Here is a 19,714-nt window from a genome sequence, read left to right on the forward strand (position 1 = left end):
AAATCATGAAAACAAAATACAGACTATTAGGAACTTTGATGGTATTAATACTTTTTTCTAGTTGTTCATCTGTAAAAATCACAGATTCCTGGAGAAATCTTGAAATACCAAAGATAAAAGGTAAAAAGGTGATGGTGGTAAGTAAAACTGATGATCAAACAGCTAGGATACGTTTTGAGAACGATTTAGTTGAAAACTTAAACAAAAAAGGATACCATTCGGTAGAGAGTTATGTTGTTTTTCCCAAATCATCACCCACCAAAGAATTGACTGAATCTGAAACACTTGAAATAAAGAAAAAGCTTAAAAATAATGGTATAGACGTAGTAATTGTAACAGTACTAAAGCATTGTGAAGAATATACAAAAACGACTAGTAAAAATGATTCCTTTTATGCGATATACCCTTCGTATTATGGATTAGGATACTATAGAGGATTTTATGGGTATTATGGGACTGTATATATGGATTCTGAACCAGTTACAGTACTAACAGAGAATGCTAAAAAATATATCCTTGAAACGGTAGTATATGATCTAACGCAACCAGAAGAAAAACAATTACTGTCTGTAATTACAACAGAGGTTGATGATCCACAAACTCTTGGGACAGTATCGATAGATTTCTCTAAAAAGGTAGTTAAAGAATTAAATAAATAAATGTTTTTTTCATAATTAGGTTAAGTTGATTGCGGACAGTCGGGAACTTAAGTAGGTGTTTTCGGCTGTCTTTTTTTAAAAACCTATAAGATATGATAGTGATAAAAAGAAAATGTTGATTTAAATACAGATATGAAGAGTATCCCCCACACCTTTATTTCTACTCAGAAGCCTCTAACTCCCAAACGGAGGCTTCTTCATTTTCAAAAACAAATGATAAAAACATGAGTGGCAATTCTAATATTATCAATCCAATTTTCCGTAAATTTAACAATCACCAATTAAAAAAGATATTATTTACATTGAGCTCTAGAAAAATCAAACACATTGTGATTTTAAGAATAGCATTGCTTATTGCAATGCTGATTAGCTTACCAAGAACATTATCTTTATTTGATATTACTAAGAAGTTGATCGATTCTTTTACAGAAGTTTCAGTAAAAGATATTATGATTCGTTTCTTATTTCTTTTTATACTATCATTAGTTTCTCTAGAACTTAATACCAATTATAAGAGTATATATAGACAGTATTCTCTATTTGTGAGAACTAGTTTAACCATTGCGTTTAATACCATATTATTTTTAGGAATAGTACAATTATTTGTTACCGTATATCCTTTGGTAACAGGGCAGGTTTTATCAGAATCAGAAATTGGATTTACGTACTTTGTGTATTTTGTAATTTTAATGATTACAATTTTTATAGCTAGAATTCTGAAATATCAAATAATACACCATGAAGATCTTTTAGAGAACGAAAAACTTAAACAACAAAATCTTCAAAAAGAACTAACAGCGCTAAAGAATCAAATCAATCCCCATTTTCTTTTTAATTCTTTAAATTCTTTAAATTCTATAGTACGAGATAATAAGGAGGCCACAATGTTTATAAAAAAGCTATCTTTTATGTATCGATACATTTTACAAAGTGGAGAAAGAGATGTAGTCCCTTTACAAGAAGAACTTAAATTCTTAGATAGCTATATCCATTTGGTAAAGAGTAGATATCGAGATCGTTTTAAAATAGATATAGATATAGATGCAGAATATCTGGAAAAGAAAGTTCCTCCGTTAGCGTTGCAATTGTTAGTAGAAAATGCCGTAAAACACAATGAGATTTCAGAAAGTAACCCTTTACAAGTAAACATATATTCAAAAGATTCTGATATTTATGTTGAAAATGAGATGCGATTAAGAACCTCATTTGTTGATAGTACAGGTAATGGATTGATGAACTTAGATAAACGATATTTTTTACTAAAAAAACAACATATCAGCATTAGTGCTACAGAGAATGTATTTAGAGTGAAACTGCCTTTAAATTAAATATATGAAAGTAATAATTGTTGAAGACGAAATTGCAGCAAGTGATCAACTCATTTTTTTATTGAATACAATAGATTCAAATATTGAAGTGGTGAAGGTTTTGGATTCTGTAAAAACAGCAATCAAGTATTTTTCTAATATTTCTGATGCATCACTTATTTTTATGGATATTCACCTAGCAGATGGTATTTCTTTTGAAATCTTTGAACAGGTTAAAATAGAAACACCTATTATTTTTACAACCGCTTATGATCAATATGCAATTAAAGCATTTAAGGTAAATAGTATAGATTATCTCTTAAAACCAATTGATGAAGATGAACTTTCTGAAGCTATTCAAAAGTTTAAAAATAGATCTAATGAGGATAGTTCTTTAAATAATCAAATTCATGGAATGTTGCAAGTGCTTCAGGCTAAAACAAAACCGTATAAAAGCACTTATCTGGTACATCATAAAGATGAATTACTGCCTATAAAAATCGAAAATATTGCTTATTTTTATATAGATACGGGTGTGGTGAAGGCAATTACCTCAGAAAATAAGGCATACATCATTGATAAAAAACTAGAAGATATCGAAGATGAATTAAACCCCGAAGTTTTTAACCGAGTGAATAGACAATTTATCATAAATAGAAATGCAATTGAAAATATTAAACACTATTTTAATGGTAAACTAATCGTTAATATAAGTCCAATAGCCAAAGAGCGCATTGTGGTAAGTAAAGCCAAAGCTACGGGGTTTAAAAAATGGGTGGATTTATAAAATCAAATACATGTATAAGGATCTAATGAATGAATTTTATTTATTTGGGTCATTTTTTAGTAATTATGTACAATGAAATACGAGTGTTTTGTATCCCAGATATCCTATTTCAACCACTTTTAATGAGATTAGAAAATTTGGGTATTTATATCCAAAGTATTATTCAAAAAGCGAAATGCGACATTTTGATCTTTCTAATTCACAAAACTATGTTCCAACAACAGTAGTTCATGATTTATTTTCTTTATTAAGAATAAAGTAACAAAAACTCTTTGTTATCCAAAGTGAAGAGGCTTTTTTACTCTATGAACTCATCGATTATAGTTTTTAAAACTACTTTATTTCTACTCGATCTTTGTTAAAAAATGCTTCAATGTGAAGCTGAGAAACTTCACTTTCATTTTTGGTCACTTCACCTATAAATTCAAAGAAGAATAATTACCCTAGAAGTACATTTGTGTATGAAATGAGAGTAAATGTTTAATTATAAAATAAAAACATCATGAAACAACTATCATATATATTGCTAGCAATTTTTACTATTTCACAATTCATATCCTGTTCATCAGATGATTCAAATGGATCAAATGATCAAAATTTGATTCTAGGAAAATGGCAACTTATAAAAGTAACCAGAAATATGGACGAGGTAATACTAAGTGATTGCCGTAAAGAAGAAACATTAACTTTTTTTGATAATGGGAATATAGAAAATTATTTTGTAGATAATGATCCTTGTGATTATAGCATGAAAACTTTTCAATATTCTGTAAGTGATGATGAACTTACCTTTTCTATTCCTAATGAAGGGATTAATGGTCGTACTTATATTTTAAAATCTCGTATTCTTTCTTTAACCAAGAGCAAGCTAGAATTCCAGTATTTTAATGATAATGAAGTAGGAGATTACCCAGAAAGTCAAAGAGAGACACAAGAATATATTAAAATATGATTTATGAAAAAGCTAATAACACTTGTAACATTATTTTTGATTAGCACATCATTTATAATTAATAGTTTAGATACGACTTCTGTGTATATCTGTACAGGAAAATATAGTAAGAAATACCATTACGAGGAAGACTGCAGAGGATTGTCAAATTGTAAAGCAAAAATAAAAGAAGTAGATATAACAACAGCAAAAGAGTTTGGCAGAACGCTTTGTGGTTGGGAGGATTAAATTACTAATTGTAAATAATAAAATTTTAAGGTATGAAGGTTTATAATAATAAGGTTTTCTTTTTCATGAGATCGATTCTATTAATTAAAAGTTGTATTCAGATGAGATTATTTTTGTTTTTTATTCTTGTAGTATCCAATGTTACATATGGACAGGTCGAATTACTTGATTCTAACAATGGTTTTAAATCAATAAAATTTGGTACAAAGCCTTATGAAATCGATGGAATTAGGTTTTATGGAAGTGATGATTCTTATAATTTGTATTTTTTATTGGAAGAAAAAACAGATTTGAATCAAGTTTTTGATGTGGATTTTCCTATTCTAATGTTGGGATATGATATTTATACAGATAAACTTAAACTTATTAAATACGAAAAATTCTATAAAGGGACATCTACAAAAATTGCTAATGTAGCATTACAGGATTATAAAAACATAGTTTCTAAATTTGAACGAGTTTTAGGGAAATCAGACTTTAGGAAAAATAAAGATGAAGATATGCCCAAACTTCAACATTTATGGTACACAAAAAAAAATAGTTTGTTGGTTGTATTTGAACAACTTGATTATGATATAAATAAATTAGGTGAGTTAGTTGGAATTTTTACTATTAAGGTATTGTTTCGTAATATTGAGGTCGAAAGTAACTCTGAATAAAAATCTATAATTTTAATAGTAATTTTGATAGAACAGTTAAGCTTTTTTGTAAGTTGTTTTTTTATTCCTAAAATATGCTGTTATTGCTAAGAGTATCATAAGTAATGCTAATACATACACAAAATTAGGAATAGGTATTGGATCTCCTGCAGCATAGCTATGTAATCCAGATAAATAGTAGTTCACACCAAAAGAAGTCATAATAATAGACCAAAAAGCAAATATACTTGCGGTATTTAATACAAAATTACTTTTCAATTCTGGTATCAATCGCAGATGTAATACAATAGCATACACAATAACACTAATTAACGCCCATGTTTCTTTAGGGTCCCAAGCCCAATAACGCCCCCAAGATTCATTGGCCCAAATGCCGCCTAAAAATGTGCCAACAGTTAATACAAATAGGCCAATTGTCATTGAGATTTCATTAATATAGGTAAGTTCTTTAATTTTAATGTTGATAACATTCTTGGTTTTGTCTGTTCTGATAATTATTAGAATCAATGCCATAAGGCCTAATACAGCAGACAATGCTAGAGGAGCATAACTGCTTACAATAGTTGCTACGTGCACTTTTAACCAAAACGATTTTAGTACAGGCATTAGATTTGTTATCTCAGGGCTTAACCAATCTAGATAACTAACAAATAAGAGTGCTCCAGAGAACAAGGTAGCCAATGGCAGAGCAAAATCAGATTTTCTAAAAGTAAGCAATCCACAAAGTAACAATACCCATGCTACAAATACGAGCATTTCATAGCCATTACTCCAGGGTGCGTGTTGTGCCACATACCAACGCAGTATAATATTTCCTGTAAATAGTAAAAAGCTAATGAGCGTAGTAACAATAATAATATTCCAAGCCCACTCAATGCCTTTGCTATGTTTAAATATTTTGACCATTGCTAGTAAGAGTAGTACAAATCCTAAAGTAAAAAACACTTGGAACAACCAAAAATTGAGGTTTAATTCATTGTACCACAACTCGGCCGCTATGCGTTTATCACTCGGAATAATTTCTTTACCCAAAACGTCTTGAAACTTCTTTATATACATTAAGTTTTCAAAGGCACTCTCGTAATCTTTTTTCAGTAAAGCTGTAAAATATTGAGGAATAATTCCTTTTGCAAAACGTGCATCTTCTGGAGGGAAATCTTCAAAATTGTGGGAATAGCTATGCCATTTATTAGTGTCATCAAGACTATTAGGAAAAACCTTTAAATAATTCCCGGAGAACACATTATATAAAATATTGAAGCGCTCATCTACTTTAATCACTTCTTTGTCAAATTCAGAACGCTCGGCAGGTTTTTTCTTATTAGCTTTTTCTACTTCTTCGGCTAGTAAATAGACTTCTTCATTATCTAAAAACCCAGAGAAAGGAACTAATCCGTTATCACTTATCGGTAAATTCTTAAAGAGTTCGCCTCCTTTAGTAAGATCTACTTTGATAATAGGAATGTTTTGCCAAGTATTAGGATCCACGTGCATAGCCAAAAATGCTTGGTTGGCATCTAGGGAATTGGTTTCTTCATTTTGTACGAGTTTGAAGTAAGGTTTTCTAGACAGTTTTCTTAGAAATTCAGAAGCTAGGGTATTTATAGGTTTAATACGTCCGTCCAGATCTTGCACCATTAATCGGCCAAACAATTCGGAATGATTTTTATCAATACGTTGTTGTTCTATTATGGCATTGGCATTACCAGCCCAAGGTGTATTTTGAGCAACCACTTCCGAAGAAAAAGAAAGCAGTAATACCCCAATAATAGCAACTTTAGTTTTTAATTTTTTTAGCTTTTTATTCACCGCAGCATAGTGAGATTTCCTTCCAAAGAGCGTAAAAAACATTCCTATTCCCATCAATAGATAGCCTAGATAGGTAATTGTTGTTCCTAATACATCATGATTCACCGCTAAGACCGTTCCTTTTTCATCTGTATCATAACTTGCTTGATAGAAACGATATCCGCCATAATCCAAGACATTATTCATAAAGATGCGATAAGGCATTTTTATACTATTGTTTTTATCTAAAACCGTTACTTCACTTGCATAAGCAGATGGACTTGTAGATCCGGGATACCGTTCTAATTGAAAATCATTCAACTTTATGGTAAAAGGCGTTTCTATCGCCTCGGCGCCATACGATACTATAATGTCGAGATCATTAATTCTTGTATCGTGCTCACTGGGTAAAAAACCATCACGGTATAACATGGTGACAGTTTTAGTGTTATCACCAATAGTAATATCTACTTTTACGGCGTCGTCTTTTATCTCATCATTGTCCTTAGGTTTGTCAGCAAGACTTACTAGTTCTAACTCTCCTTTCGGATAATACTTCATAGGCACAAAAGAAGCATCACCATCACGATATAAGGTTCGAATTACAAGTGGATATAAGCTATCTTTTTTAATAGTACTAGCGGTTTGTGTAGCCATCACAAAGTTGCCTAACTCACGAGGTGTTTTAATAAAGAGTTCACCATTTTCTTCAGAAATTGTAATAATATCATCTCTATTTATTCCAAAACCCACTAAATGTTGGTGTTCACCAATTGCTTCTATTTCTCCTTTTTCTAAAAATATATTCTGTCGACCTTTCCCTGCAGTAACCACCATTTCGATCATTGGTTTACCATTAGGAGAATTTTCTTTTACCTGCGGAATAGCATCTGCAATAAAGTTGTTATGTGAGATTTTTACAGGTGTTCCATTAATATTTGTGTTGATAGTAAAATCATTATTACTAATAGGAGAAAATTCAATTTTTTTGCGAACGACTCGAGTATTGGTTCCATTTGAGATTTTAGCTGTTAAGTAATTCGCGTCGGATATGATTATATTAGAACTGGCACCTTCTCTAATACGCATAATACCGCCATAAGAGCTATAACGTGTAATTCCCGCGCCCAATAAGATGATGATAAATGCCAAATGAAACATCAAAATTGGCCATTTTTCTTTACGCCATAACCTGTATTTAAAGGTGTTTAGAAAAAAAGAAATTCCTAATCCTATCATGACCATTTCAAACCACCAAGCATCGTAAATGACTTTCCAGGCAGTTGCTGTTCCAAAATCATTTTCAACAAAAGTAGCTACTGCCATCGATGTCGCAAAAACAAATAATAAAAGTACAGCAAGGTTTGGAGAGGATAGGAAGCGATATAATTTATTCATGTTTCAGTTTAAAATAAAAAGACACCATCTTAAATTGAAGACGGTACCTTAATTTTGTATGTCAATAGTATATTATTTCTCTTCTGAAGTAGCATTAGTTGCATCAATAGATGATGCCTTAGCATCCGGATATGTTGCTTCTCTTACGACAGCTTCTTCCATCCATTTTGGGAGTAAAGTTTTCTTAAACTCGGCTTTTTCGGCACGAAGCTTTTCCATATCTAAGCCTACATACTGTTGTGCTTTTTCTTTTGTAGAAATGTCTGGCATTTCAACTTCTTGATTATGTCCTAGGGTAGCTAGCATACGAACTAACTTAACACGTGCTTCTTGTGCAATTACTAAACCACTGGCTAATACTCTTACTGTTTCTATTGGAGAATGAAATGATGCTCCATGAGAAGCAGCTCCATAATCCCAGCGCCATTGAGCATGACGAATGTCTTGTAAGATCGGTGCCATCTGATCTTTGCTAGCACCAAGTTCCCAACATTTACCAGCTTCTACATGTGCTTTCACTAATATGCTTTCTAATTTTAATCTTGTTTCGTTTGCTTTACGTTGACGTTCGTATACATTTCGCACCAATTTGCCCTCTTCTTCGCGATGGCATACTTGACAAGCGTTTTGCATATTGTTTAAAGGAGATTGTAAGTGATGATCCGTAAACTTCTGCCCCCCTTCACTTTTATATGGCATGTGACAATCTGCGCAAGACACACCTCGTTGTGCGTGAATACCCTTTACAAAAGTTTCGTAACCTGGATGTTGTGCTTTGAGCATAGGTGTTTTGGAAATTTTATGTTCCCAATCGGCAAAAGCAATAGCGTCATAATACTCTTCCATATCTTCAACACTCATTCCATTTTTCCATGGAAATTTTAAATATGGAACACCTTCTTTTCCTGGTATTTTCTTGTCAAAATAATATTCTACATGACATTGTGCGCATACTAAAGAACGCATTTCATTGTGCGTAGCTTGATTGATGTCTTTGCCCATTGCATCAAAAGCCTCTACTAATGCGGGGCGGGTGATTCGTAATTTCATACTGTTAGGATCATGACAATCTGCACAACCAATTGGATTTACAATTTCTGCACCTTTATCTGCCCATTTTCCTTTGTAGAATTCTGCGATCCCTATTTCATTCATTAATCGAGGTACATCAGGACTTTTACAGGTCCAACAAGTAGCTGGCATAGGACCATCTCCTTTTCCTGTAGGACCTCCTGTTCTAAGCGAATTATGAATATCTTTAATGGCATAACCATGACCACGACCTTGATTATAATCTTTTGAAAAACCGTACCCGGCAAATAGAACCACTAAATTAGGATCTTCTTCAAGAACATCTCTCATATGCGAACCTCCTTGAAAGGAGGCAAATGTGGTATCTAATGTTTGTAATGATGATTGATATTCTTTAGGATAGTTTAAACCCCAAACTTCATTTCTAGGTTCGTTTTCGCTTATGTTTACTTGAGGAACAAAGGCATACTTTGCTTCACTTTTTCTATTAATAATACTTGAAGCAAGTAAGCCTAATAAAAAGACAACGATGATAGTAACTATAAATAACACTTTGTTTTTCATAATGCTGTGTTTATTTTGAATCTATTTCTTTTTGTAGCCACTCAGGAACTACAGACTCTGCTTGGTCAGTAGGTATGGGAGCTAAATTATATTTTATAGTAGAAATACCTTGCTTTTTGCCATGAGGTATTTCTACATGACAGCTCCAACACTGTCTATTTGTTCTATTTTCTCTATGATCTTCGATCCATCCATCGTATTTAATTTGGGTAACTTGTTGCACATGACAGCGAATACAATTAGCTTGTACAACGCGTTGCGAAGCTTCTTTCATTTTTATAACATCAGGCTCAGCTCGCATTGTAAAAACAGATGCATGGTAAGAACCGTCTTTGGCTTTGAAATAGTATTTGTTAACGATGTTATCATGAGGCACGTGACACGCATTACAGTTAGCTACTTCTCTATGTGAACTATGCATCCAACTGTTATAAACAGGTGTCATTACATGGCAGTTAACACACGTTTGTGGATTATCACCCAAATATGACACCACTTCGGATTCTTTAGCCATGAATAGCCCTAATCCAATAAGGCAGGCAATAAAAAATACTGCAATGGTGCGCCAATGTGTTCCTTTTTTTGGTAATATTTTATCTTGTATTGCCAAGTTTTGTGTGAATTAGTATTTAAATTTAGACAAATTTATTTTAAAACATATGCCTTTTATCTTTTAGTGTTAATATACCTCACATATTTGAAATCATAACTTGATTTGTTGCCCTTCTCTTGCTAAAAAACAATTAGGAAAACGTTCCTGACATTCTTTTTCCATGTTTCTTAGAAAGTCATCATTATGATCAGGGTCATGATGAGTTAGATATAGTTGTTTAACGTTAGCCAATTCTGCTACCTGAATTGCTTGTTCCCAACTGCTGTGCCCCCAACCACGACGAGTTAATAATTCTTGTGGGGTATACTGAGCATCATGAATCAATACATCGGCATTTTTGCAAAATTCGATCACCTTGGGGTCCAATTGTTCACCGTGTTCTAGGTCTGTACAATACACAAATATTTTACCTTCTGTTTCTAATCTATAGCCATGTGCACCACCAGGATGTGTATGTTTATTCGCTAATATTTGACCGCCATCAAAGGAAATTCTATCTTCTTTAGTTGTTGTAAAAGTAAAATTAGCACCCATATCATCTATACTTATAGGAAAATAAGTGCTTTCCATTTGTTTGGCTAATATTTCTTTGAAATCATCTATTTTTGGAGCATCATCCCCAATAACAAAAAACTCTATTTCTTTGTTAAGGTCATACGCAGGGGCAAAAAATGGAAAACCCTGAATATGATCCCAATGAAAATGAGAGAATGTCAAATAAATCTTATTACCAGGAAAAAGCTTTTTAGAGATAAGTTCTTTACCAAGCTTTCGAATACCTGTACCTGCATCAAAAACAAGCACGCTTTCTCCTTCCTGTCCACCAGATACTAGTACACAAGTGGTATTACCACCAAATTCCTGAAAACCCGATTCGCAAACTGGTGTTGAACCTCTAGTGCCGTAAAATGTTATAATCATAAATAGAGTTTAGTGAAAAACAGAGGTACTACAGTAAATCACTTATTAATATTTTTGATTTCATCTTTATATGTTTCCTGATCTATTCCCTTTTCGATAACAGCCAACGATTTAGCCACTATGTACTTTACATTTCCTGAAGTAAACCCTATTGCTTTGGCCATTCTCTCTAGCCAAATGGTTTGTTGCTCTCCTGTAATGGTACTGTCTTCAGAAATTAATTTTGTTAAGGTATACATACTTTCTAGTCGCTCATTATAGGTGTTGTTAGGGTCAAGTGGGTAGGTTAAATAGTTTTGAATAATATGATCATACTCTTCTCGTGAAACCCCTAAGGTTTCAGCTAAATGAGCTAAAAAAGCTTTTTCTTCTTCTGATATTTCACCATCTCTTAAGGTAATTTTAACAACTGCGCCAAATTGATAATGATAGGTACTCTTTGATTGCATAATATCGTAGTAAATAATTGCTATACAATAAAATTAGTTTATTTTAATACATCACAGATTATCTTTTTAGATCATTTTTTAAATTTAAAATATTATGAAACTAAACATCACAGGCCTACTATTATTTGTTTTTTTAACTGCATTTGGTCAAACACAAAAGGAAAAACAAGTAGAGAGAGAAAAAAATAAAGTAGAAATCTTTACTTCAGACGAGAAAGATAATTTACAAGTATTTGTTGCCAAACAAGTAGAACAAATGAAGCTTTCTGAAAAGTTAAGAGAAGAGTATTATGGTATTCTTTTATACTATACAAACAAAATGGGTCGTATTGGTGACAAAAATAAAGGATATACTGAAGCAGAGAAAAAAACTAAACTTGACGCTATGGTAATCAATTTAAACGATGAGGTTAAAGAATTTTTGACAGAAGAGCAATATGCCATACATCGAGAAAGTTTTGGTAAAATTGTTACTAGTGTTTATAATAGAAAAGGTTGGACTAAGCAATAATATAATGGTTACCATATCTTAATAAGTAATGAGTATCAAAGGTATTTTCTGTATTTTATGTGTTTGTTTTTTCTCCATTCATATGTTTGGACAAGAAAAAGGAGCTCAAAAAGATCAAAATCCGACTATAAAAATTTTCCAGAAAGAAGAAATTGATTATATCAAAAAATGGATGGAGAACTTTATATTGGACAAAGAGATGACCCCAGAAATAAATGAACGGTTTAAGATTGTTACTTCTTATTATGGTTTAAAAATGAAGCTTCTAGGAGAAAATACAAAACTGACCAAGATTGAAATTATTGGAAAATTTAATATCTTGATAAAAGAACAAAATAATGACCTTAAAGAAATGTTGCCCGCAGAACAATTTGAGAGTTTCTCTAAGCTTTATGATAAAATATCTTGGTCTGTGAACAAACGATTACATCAATTATAATGATTATATTTTTTTAACTGACAATACACACGCATCATCTTAGTCATATGAAAAATTTAAGATTACTGTTCTTACTTACCTTCATACACCTATTGGGGTATTCACAATCCTCAAAAACGTTAACAATAGGTATTCTAGCCGATAAATCATCAGAAGAAACGAAGCCTTTATTAGCAAAACTTCAAAACGAAATAAAAGCTGTAGTCGGTCAAAGTGCTACTATAGTGTTCAAAGAAGTACTCGAAAATGGATTTAATAATGAACTAGCAAAATCAAACTATCAAACATTAGTAAACTCAAATGCAGATATTATATTGGTATTTGGAGTCGTAAATACAATAATGATTGATGAGGTAGATGAATATTCAAAACCTATTATTCTTTTTGGTAGCGCAAATAGTGACTTTTATGATTTTGACGAAGACCAAAAGACATCGACAGTAAATAATATCAACTATCTCATTGCTCCTTTTTCATATACAGATGATTTGGATGTTTTTAAATCCTTGTATAATTATAAAAAAGTAGGTATTATAATTGATGACTTTTTACCCGGTATATTACCTGTCAAAAACCTATTTAATAACTATTTTTCTAAAAAGGGAGGTTCTTATACACTTATTCCTCTTCAGAAAGATGGTAGTATAAGCAGTGATTTAAATGATATAGATGCAGTATACCTTGCAGGTGGGTTTTACCTAAATGATAATGAATTCAAAACTTTGGTAACTACTATTAATTCTAAGAAACTCCCTTCGTTTTCTGTATATAGCAAAGAAGATGTAGAGAAAGGAATTTTAGCATCTAATCAGCCAGAAACCAATATTGATCAATTTTTTAGACGTATTGCACTCAATGTAGAAGCAATTATTGAAGGAACAAACGCATCTACATTACCTATATATTTAAATTATAAGAAGAAACTTTCTATAAACTATAATACCGCAAAGCAAATAGGGTTTCCGTTGCGTTACAGTATGCTTGCTAAGGCAGACTTTATAGGAGGAGAAAATGATGTAAAAGTCGGCACATCATATTCTATTATTGATATCATGAAAGGAGTGGTAGCAAAAAACCTTTCTCTTGATGTAGAACGAAAAAATATTGAGTTAAGCAGTCAGGATGTAAAAACTGCTAAGAGTAGTTATTTACCAAACATTACGGCTAATGGAAATGGTGTGTATCTGGACCCAAAGGTTGCAGAGATCTCTAATGGTACTAATCCCGAGTTTTCTACTTCTGGAAACGTAACTCTTGAACAGGTAATCTATTCAGAAGGAGCTGGAGCCAATATTACAATCAATGAAAATCTACAAAAAGCACAAAAGGAAACCTATAATGCAGCAGAACTAGATGCATTGCTTAATGCTTCGGTAGCTTATTTTAATGCCTTGGTTTTGAAAACAAATGTTGCGATTCAAAATCAAAACCTTCAAGTAACCAAAAAGAATTTAGAAATCGCAGATCAAAACTTTGCAGCAGGAGAATCGGGCAAATCAGATGTACTACGTTTCAGGAGTCAATTAGCGCAGAATACGCAAAGTCTAATCAATGCAGAAAATCAAAAGCTACAGGCTTTTAATACGATTAATCAATTAATGAATAATCCGATCGCAACCGAAATCGATATTGATGATGCCAAAATATCAGAAGGGATATTCGAAAATTATAAGTATCAGGATTTTCTTGAGATTTTGGATGATCCAAAATTACGCCCAGCTTTAGTTAAGTTTTTAGTCGAAGAAGGAAATAAAAATGCTCCCGAATTAAAAAACATCGGTTACAATATGGAAGCTACTCAACGTAATTATCGACTTAATAACTTAGGGCGATTTGTTCCAGTGGTAGCCTTGCAAGGGCAATATAATCTTGCTATTTCACAATCAGGTAAAGGAACAATAGTTCCAGAAGGCTTTCCTAACGCTCCTGATGGCACGTACAACGTGGGTGTCAATCTATCATTACCGATCTTTCAACAAAATCAAAGAAATATTAATAGACAAACAGCAAAAATTCAAGAAGATCAATTATTGATACAGAAAGAGAATGTAGAATTAAGTATCGAAAAAAATGTAAATGATATTTTATTGGATATGACCAATCAGATTGCGAACATCGAAATATCTAAAGTATCAGAAGAAACTGCCAAAGAGAGTTTAGATCTTACACAAAATGCATATGCCCAAGGCGCAGTGCCGCTTATTCAATTAATTGATGCCCAAACCAATTATTTGCAGGCTCAGCTTGCTAGAGCAACGGCCAATTATGACTATTTATTAACGTCAATGCAGTTAGAAAGAGCCATCGGTTATTTCTTTTTAATGAATACAGAGGCAAACAACCAAGATTTTATTCAAAGAGCTAATCAATATATTTTAAATAATAACTAATTAACGATTATGAAATTCGTAAAACATATAGTATTAATAGTATTTGGATTTTTGATGCTTACTGCTTGTAAAGATAAAGAGGTACAAAAAGAAGAAGTATTGAGACCTGTAGAATATCAGGTTGTCGGAAATTTAAATTCGCAAAAGATTAGAACGTTTAGCGGTGTTGCTAAAGCGGGTGATGAAATTGAATTAAGTTTTAGAAGTACTGGTATTATCACAACTCTGGATATCAAAGTAGGACAGAAAGTGAATAAAGGTGATTTGATAGCTAAATTAGATAATGTGCAAGCTAACCTTGCCTATGAGCAGTCAGTATCAGCACTAAATAGTGCTAAATCTGCTATGAATACTGCCAAATCTAGTTTGGATCGTATTAAGGCACTTTATGAAAAAGGGAGTAATTCATTAAGTGATTATGAGTCTGCTAAAAATTCATACCAAAGTGCATTGGATCAATATGAATCAGCAAAACGTAACAAAAGCATTCAGCAGTCGCAAATTAGTTATGGATATATTAAAGCTCCTAAAACTGGAATTATAGCGGCAAAAAATAGTCAGCTCAATGAAAATGTAAGTGCAGGGCAGGTCATTGCGATATTAAATGCAGGGAATCACACTAATATAGAGGTTGGATTACCAGAAAATATAATTAATAAAGTAAAATTAGGAATGAATCCTGATATTTCTTTTTCTGCTTTGGCAGGAAAAAAAATGAATGGAACAGTTATAGAAATAGCCCCTGTTGTCGACGAAAATTCTGCTACATACCCTATTACTATCGACATTACGGATCCCACTAAAGAAATTAAACCAGGTATGACTGCTAATGTTACGTTTAATTTTAAAGAAGAAAATGCTGAGACAGAAACAGTCTTGGTGATTCCTGTAAAATCGGTCGGAGAAGATGGTAATGGTAATTTTGTTTTTCTAATAGATTCTCAAGATGAAGCTGTAGGGGTTGTGAAGAAACATTCTATAGAAATTGGAGAACTTACTACAGATGGCTTTAAGGTTAAAAGTGGACTTTCTGAAGGTCAAAAAATCGCCACAGCAGGACTACAAACTTTATTAGACGGTCAAAAGGTGAAATTACAATAATTACTATCAAAAGAAAAACATATGAATTTTGCTAAATTTTCTATAGAAAAAAATCGTGTTGCTCTAAGTATTCTTACAGTAGTGATGGTAATGGGTATGGTTTTTTATGCTTCGCTCTCACGAGATAGTATGCCGCCATATACTATTCGTGTAGCATCTGTTGTTTCATCATTTCCTGGAGCAAGCCCTGAAAGAGTTGAGGAATTGGTAACCGATAAAATTGAAAAAATAGCACAAGAACTCCCCGAGTTAAAAAAAGTAACTAGTACTTCAAGAACCGGACTTTCTGTAGTTCAAGTAGAATTAAAAATGGAAGTTACTCCCGAAGAGTTACAAGCTGTTTGGGATCGATTACGACGTAAGTTAAATTCAATTCAGGGACTACCCAATAATGTACAACCACAGCTGAATGATGATGGTATTGGTGAAGTATTTGGGATTGCTGTAGGAATTACTAGCGATGGATTTTCATATGCTGCTATGAAAGAACAAGCAGATGACCTTCGTGATGACCTTATTAAACTAGAAGATGCTGCTAAAGTAGAAATTAATGGTGCACAAGAAGAACGTGTTTTTGTAAAATTTGATAACACAAAACTTAAAGCGTATGGATTAACTTCAAGCAGTCTGCAAGGGATTATAGCAAATACAAATATTTTGAATTCTGGAGGTGAGGTCAATATCGAAGAAGAACGAATTATATTAGAACCTACTGGTAATTTTAATACCATTTCAGATATTAAAAATATGCTAATCCCTCTTGGACAAAGTGGGCAAGTGGTTAGCTTAGGAGATATTACAATAATTGAAAAAGGGTATATCAACCCTCCAAAACAAAAGGTACGTATTAATGGTAGGGATGCCGTGTCACTACACATATCTTTAAAAGAAGGAAGAAATATTATCAAATTAGGAGAAGAAATTGACCTGTTATTAGAACAATGGCAGGAGAAATTACCAGTTGGATTAGAAGTGGCTAGATTAGCATCTATTGATCAATATATAGATCTTAAGATAAGTGATTTTTTAGGAAATCTAATGCAGTCTATCGCGATAGTACTAGCAGTAATGTTGATTTTCTTAGGATTTAGAACAGGAATGGTTATAGCGAGCTTAATTCCAATTGTTACTATTACCACATTAATGGTTATGGGGCTAATAGATGTTGGACTTAATCAAATAACACTTGCCGCCTTGATTATGGCTTTGGGGATGATGGTTGACAATGCTATTGTGGTTGCAGAATCTATTATGGTAAAAATGGAAAATGGTATTGATGTAAAAAAAGCGGCTATTGATTCTTGTGCTGAGTTATTTATGCCATTGTTGATATCTACACTAACAACTTCAGCTGCGTTTTTAGCATTTTTTATGGCAGAGTCCGTAATGGGTGATATCATGGGGCCGATATTTGTGGTTATTACTATTGCGCTCTTATCTTCTTGGATCATTTCGTTAAGTATTATTACTTTGTTTTGTGTGTTTTTTCTTAAAATTAAAAAACAAGAAGGTGGGAAAGTCGGTTTTTTAGATCGTATGATTAATGGATTAAAATCCAAATATAAAGACCTTATTCTATTAGCTTTAGCATGGAAAAAAACTGTTTTGGCAAGTATTGTGGTGTTGTTCTTTTTGTCACTCTATGGCTTCACCAAACTAGCGTTTGTGTTTTTCCCGGATAGCGATCGTAATATGATCACAATAGATATCAACTTACCTCAAGGAACCAAAATTGAAAGCACCACAGAAACCATATTAGCTATTGAAGAATTTATAATTAATAATTTGAAGGTCGCAAACGAAAAACCTGACGGTATTGTAGATTGGTCTTCATATATTGGTGAAGGACCATCATCCTATGATTTGGGATATAACGCAGATGAACCCAATTCTAATTATGCTCATATTTTAGTCAATACATCATCTTTTTTAGTGAATAATGATATGGTAAAGCAGTTGGATGCTTTTTGTTTTAAAACATTTCCTAATGCAGATATCAAAGTGGGGCTATTAGGGTCGGGAGGTGGAGGAACTCCTATTGAGATAAAAGTATCTGGAGATAACCCTGATAAATTGGCTAGTATAGCTGAAGAAATCAAATCAAAACTCTTTGGTATTTCTGGGACCAAAAATATTAAAGATGATTGGGGACCCAAAGGGAAAAAATTTGTAATTGATATTGATCAAAATAAAGCACAAACCGCAGGAATTACAAATCAAGATGTAGCAATATCATTACAGACTGTACTAGATGGTTTTCAGGCAGGAGAATTTAGAGAAAATGACAAGTCTATTCCTATTGTAATGACTAGTAATCAAGGAAAACAACAGTCCTTAGCTTCTTTAGAAACCCTAAATATTTATGGTCAAAACTCTGGCAAAAGTGTTCCTTTATTACAAGTGGCTAGTATTATTCCGCAGTGGCAATATTCCAAAATAAAAAGATTAAACCTTACACGAACGATTAATGTGTCTAGTGAATTAACTGAAGATGGAAATGCTTCAGAAGTTACGGCAGTCATAACTCCTTGGTTAAAAGAACAAGAATCAAAATGGGGAAAAGAATATACCTATACTTTAGGAGGGGATGCAGAAAGCAGTGCAGAGAACATGGGGGCTGTAGCAAAATATTTACCACTATCAGCTTTTATCATTGTGATGTTATTGATTATACAATTTAACTCATTTCGTAAAATGACCATGATTGTGACTACAATCCCATTAGGTGTTATCGGGATGGTAATTGGGTTGTTATTATTTGGAGTTCCTTTTGGTTTTATGGCTTTTTTAGGAGTCATCTCTTTAGCCGGAATTGTAATTAATAACGCGATAGTGCTTATTGATCGAATAGAAATAGAAGAAAATGAGCTTAAACGAAAGCCACAGGATGCAATAATAGCAGCTTGTATACAACGTTTTCGACCTATTCTATTAGCAACTTTTACTACGGTGTTAGGACTAATTCCATTATATCTGGGAGGAGGAGAGATGTGGGAACCTATGGCAGTAACCATTATGATAGGATTATTATTTGGTACAGTAATTACCTTATTATTCATCCCCGCTTTTTATAGTGTTTTGTACAAAGTAGATTATAAGGAGTATGAGTTTGATGATAAACTTTTGGAGTAGAAAATCATTGAATAAGGGGTAAGTGACTAATATGTAGGTTGAGCTCATCTGTTGAACCATACTAAAAATTACAGTATGATGCGAAGTAAAGGTATGATAGTAGTTTGTTTTCTTCTTGTAATGAGTATGTTAAAAGCGCAAGAAAAAAATCATATTAGTATAGATCCTATTTTGCCTATTTTTGGAACTTTTCAATTTCAATATGAACGAGCCATTAGTGATAAAATAAGTGTTGGAGTTTCGTTTGGAGTAAAAACAACCTCTGGTGTATTTAGAATTTCAGGTATTGATATAAACAGAATTTCTACTGATGATTTTAATTTTAAAGGAGTAAAAATCTTACCAGAATTTAGATGGTATATTCAAAATACTACCAAAAAATTAAGCGGTTTTTATGTAGGAGTATATACAAAATATCAGAATTTCACAGATGAAATCTTAGGTGTTTATACCGATAATAATGGTATAGATAATGCTATCGAAATTGATGCGAAAATAATAACACTTAGTGGGGGGGTAGAAATAGGTTATAAATTTATGATTCGGAAACGTTTCTTTATCGATTTTTTGATCGCAGGCCCCGGAATTAGTGCGAATAAGATTAAACTTATAGAAAAACAACCCATACCAGAATCATTTTATGATGATGTGTCCGAAGTTCTTTCTGAATATGAACTTTTTGACAATCTTAATCTTGATTTCCGGATAAATGGAAATCAGGATACTGATATTATACTTCCGGCATTTCGTTGGGGAATAAAATTGGGGTATTCATTTTAAAACT

At 32.6% G+C, this 19,714-nt stretch carries 17 protein-coding genes; 12 read left to right on the forward strand and 5 right to left on the reverse strand.

The window, feature by feature from the left end; translation table 11 throughout:
- The first annotated feature begins 5 nt into the window (after positions 1-5).
- The 6 genes from D1816_RS22565 to D1816_RS22590 all read left to right on the forward strand — a co-directional run bounded on the left by D1816_RS22565 (position 6) and on the right by D1816_RS22590 (position 4,592).
- Positions 6-659: a hypothetical protein gene (locus D1816_RS22565; protein ID WP_118505805.1), complete on the forward strand. Its 654-nt coding sequence runs from the start codon at positions 6-8 to the stop codon at positions 657-659.
- Positions 660-988: 329 nt separating this feature from the next.
- The gene (locus D1816_RS22570) at positions 989-1,987 is read left to right on the forward strand and encodes a sensor histidine kinase (protein ID WP_162900348.1); all 999 of its coding nucleotides are present in this window, start codon (positions 989-991) and stop codon (positions 1,985-1,987) included.
- Between the two features lie 4 nt (positions 1,988-1,991).
- Positions 1,992-2,753, forward strand: a complete 762-nt coding sequence (locus D1816_RS22575) for a LytTR family DNA-binding domain-containing protein (protein ID WP_066314344.1) — start codon at positions 1,992-1,994, stop codon at positions 2,751-2,753.
- A gap of 502 nt (positions 2,754-3,255) precedes the next feature.
- The gene (locus D1816_RS22580; RefSeq protein ID WP_118505807.1) at positions 3,256-3,705 is read left to right on the forward strand and encodes a lipocalin family protein; all 450 of its coding nucleotides are present in this window, start codon (positions 3,256-3,258) and stop codon (positions 3,703-3,705) included.
- A 3-nt stretch (positions 3,706-3,708) separates the two neighbouring features.
- On the forward strand, positions 3,709-3,933 hold the full coding sequence (locus D1816_RS22585) for a hypothetical protein (RefSeq protein WP_118505808.1): 225 nt from the start codon (positions 3,709-3,711) through the stop codon (positions 3,931-3,933).
- A gap of 101 nt (positions 3,934-4,034) precedes the next feature.
- On the forward strand, positions 4,035-4,592 hold the full coding sequence (locus D1816_RS22590; protein WP_118505809.1) for a hypothetical protein: 558 nt from the start codon (positions 4,035-4,037) through the stop codon (positions 4,590-4,592).
- Between the two features lie 36 nt (positions 4,593-4,628).
- On the opposite strand, the gene ccsA is transcribed toward D1816_RS22590, so the two are convergent.
- From ccsA to D1816_RS22615, 5 genes are all read right to left on the reverse strand, one after another.
- A complete protein-coding gene (gene ccsA / locus D1816_RS22595; protein WP_118505810.1) occupies positions 4,629-7,778 on the reverse strand; it encodes a cytochrome c biogenesis protein in 3,150 nt (1,049 codons plus the stop codon).
- 72 nt (positions 7,779-7,850) lie between these two features.
- Positions 7,851-9,374 carry an ammonia-forming cytochrome c nitrite reductase gene (gene nrfA, locus D1816_RS22600; protein ID WP_118505811.1) on the reverse strand — a complete coding sequence of 508 codons (1,524 nt, stop codon included), beginning with the start codon at positions 9,372-9,374 and terminating at the stop codon, positions 7,851-7,853.
- Between the two features lie 10 nt (positions 9,375-9,384).
- Complete coding sequence (nrfH, locus tag D1816_RS22605) at positions 9,385-9,984, reverse strand: cytochrome c nitrite reductase small subunit (protein ID WP_066314340.1); 600 nt, start codon at positions 9,982-9,984, stop codon at positions 9,385-9,387.
- 93 nt (positions 9,985-10,077) lie between these two features.
- Positions 10,078-10,908 (reverse strand): MBL fold metallo-hydrolase, encoded by an 831-nt coding sequence (locus D1816_RS22610; protein ID WP_118505812.1) that lies wholly within the window; start codon positions 10,906-10,908, stop codon positions 10,078-10,080.
- Positions 10,909-10,946: 38 nt separating this feature from the next.
- Positions 10,947-11,357, reverse strand: coding sequence for a hypothetical protein (locus tag D1816_RS22615; protein ID WP_066314334.1), 411 nt, complete (start codon positions 11,355-11,357; stop codon positions 10,947-10,949).
- A 94-nt stretch (positions 11,358-11,451) separates the two neighbouring features.
- On the opposite strand from D1816_RS22615, the gene D1816_RS22620 reads away from it, so the two are divergent.
- The 6 genes from D1816_RS22620 to D1816_RS22645 all read left to right on the forward strand — a co-directional run bounded on the left by D1816_RS22620 (position 11,452) and on the right by D1816_RS22645 (position 19,710).
- Positions 11,452-11,868: a hypothetical protein gene (locus tag D1816_RS22620; protein ID WP_066314330.1), complete on the forward strand. Its 417-nt coding sequence runs from the start codon at positions 11,452-11,454 to the stop codon at positions 11,866-11,868.
- 82 nt (positions 11,869-11,950) lie between these two features.
- Positions 11,951-12,307, forward strand: coding sequence for a hypothetical protein (locus D1816_RS22625; RefSeq protein ID WP_118505813.1), 357 nt, complete (start codon positions 11,951-11,953; stop codon positions 12,305-12,307).
- 47 nt (positions 12,308-12,354) lie between these two features.
- On the forward strand, positions 12,355-14,697 hold the full coding sequence (locus D1816_RS22630; RefSeq protein ID WP_118505814.1) for a TolC family protein: 2,343 nt from the start codon (positions 12,355-12,357) through the stop codon (positions 14,695-14,697).
- Between the two features lie 9 nt (positions 14,698-14,706).
- Positions 14,707-15,798, forward strand: a complete 1,092-nt coding sequence (locus D1816_RS22635; RefSeq protein ID WP_082832435.1) for an efflux RND transporter periplasmic adaptor subunit — start codon at positions 14,707-14,709, stop codon at positions 15,796-15,798.
- A 21-nt stretch (positions 15,799-15,819) separates the two neighbouring features.
- Positions 15,820-18,930 (forward strand): efflux RND transporter permease subunit, encoded by a 3,111-nt coding sequence (locus tag D1816_RS22640; protein WP_118505815.1) that lies wholly within the window; start codon positions 15,820-15,822, stop codon positions 18,928-18,930.
- A 75-nt stretch (positions 18,931-19,005) separates the two neighbouring features.
- Positions 19,006-19,710: a DUF3575 domain-containing protein gene (locus tag D1816_RS22645; protein WP_118505816.1), complete on the forward strand. Its 705-nt coding sequence runs from the start codon at positions 19,006-19,008 to the stop codon at positions 19,708-19,710.
- Positions 19,711-19,714 lie beyond the last annotated feature (4 nt).

This window comes from Aquimarina sp. AD10, from assembly GCF_003443715.1.
In the GTDB taxonomy this organism is placed as follows: domain Bacteria; phylum Bacteroidota; class Bacteroidia; order Flavobacteriales; family Flavobacteriaceae; genus Aquimarina; species Aquimarina aggregata.

What these genes read in the sequence shown, in the direction of transcription:
- D1816_RS22610 (WP_118505812.1), bottom strand. Translation starts at nt 10,908, where the DNA reads ATGATTATAACATTTTACGGCACTAGAGGTTCAACACCAGTTTGCGAA.
- D1816_RS22585 (WP_118505808.1), top strand. Translation starts at nt 3,709, where the DNA reads ATGAAAAAGCTAATAACACTTGTAACATTATTTTTGATTAGCACATCA.
- D1816_RS22615 (WP_066314334.1), bottom strand. Translation starts at nt 11,357, where the DNA reads ATGCAATCAAAGAGTACCTATCATTATCAATTTGGCGCAGTTGTTAAA.
- D1816_RS22590 (WP_118505809.1), top strand. Translation starts at nt 4,035, where the DNA reads ATGAGATTATTTTTGTTTTTTATTCTTGTAGTATCCAATGTTACATAT.
- ccsA (WP_118505810.1), bottom strand. Translation starts at nt 7,778, where the DNA reads ATGAATAAATTATATCGCTTCCTATCCTCTCCAAACCTTGCTGTACTT.
- D1816_RS22575 (WP_066314344.1), top strand. Translation starts at nt 1,992, where the DNA reads ATGAAAGTAATAATTGTTGAAGACGAAATTGCAGCAAGTGATCAACTC.
- nrfA (WP_118505811.1), bottom strand. Translation starts at nt 9,374, where the DNA reads ATGAAAAACAAAGTGTTATTTATAGTTACTATCATCGTTGTCTTTTTA.
- D1816_RS22625 (WP_118505813.1), top strand. Translation starts at nt 11,951, where the DNA reads ATGTTTGGACAAGAAAAAGGAGCTCAAAAAGATCAAAATCCGACTATA.
- D1816_RS22630 (WP_118505814.1), top strand. Translation starts at nt 12,355, where the DNA reads ATGAAAAATTTAAGATTACTGTTCTTACTTACCTTCATACACCTATTG.
- D1816_RS22640 (WP_118505815.1), top strand. Translation starts at nt 15,820, where the DNA reads ATGAATTTTGCTAAATTTTCTATAGAAAAAAATCGTGTTGCTCTAAGT.
- D1816_RS22565 (WP_118505805.1), top strand. Translation starts at nt 6, where the DNA reads ATGAAAACAAAATACAGACTATTAGGAACTTTGATGGTATTAATACTT.
- D1816_RS22620 (WP_066314330.1), top strand. Translation starts at nt 11,452, where the DNA reads ATGAAACTAAACATCACAGGCCTACTATTATTTGTTTTTTTAACTGCA.
- D1816_RS22635 (WP_082832435.1), top strand. Translation starts at nt 14,707, where the DNA reads ATGAAATTCGTAAAACATATAGTATTAATAGTATTTGGATTTTTGATG.
- D1816_RS22580 (WP_118505807.1), top strand. Translation starts at nt 3,256, where the DNA reads ATGAAACAACTATCATATATATTGCTAGCAATTTTTACTATTTCACAA.
- D1816_RS22645 (WP_118505816.1), top strand. Translation starts at nt 19,006, where the DNA reads ATGATGCGAAGTAAAGGTATGATAGTAGTTTGTTTTCTTCTTGTAATG.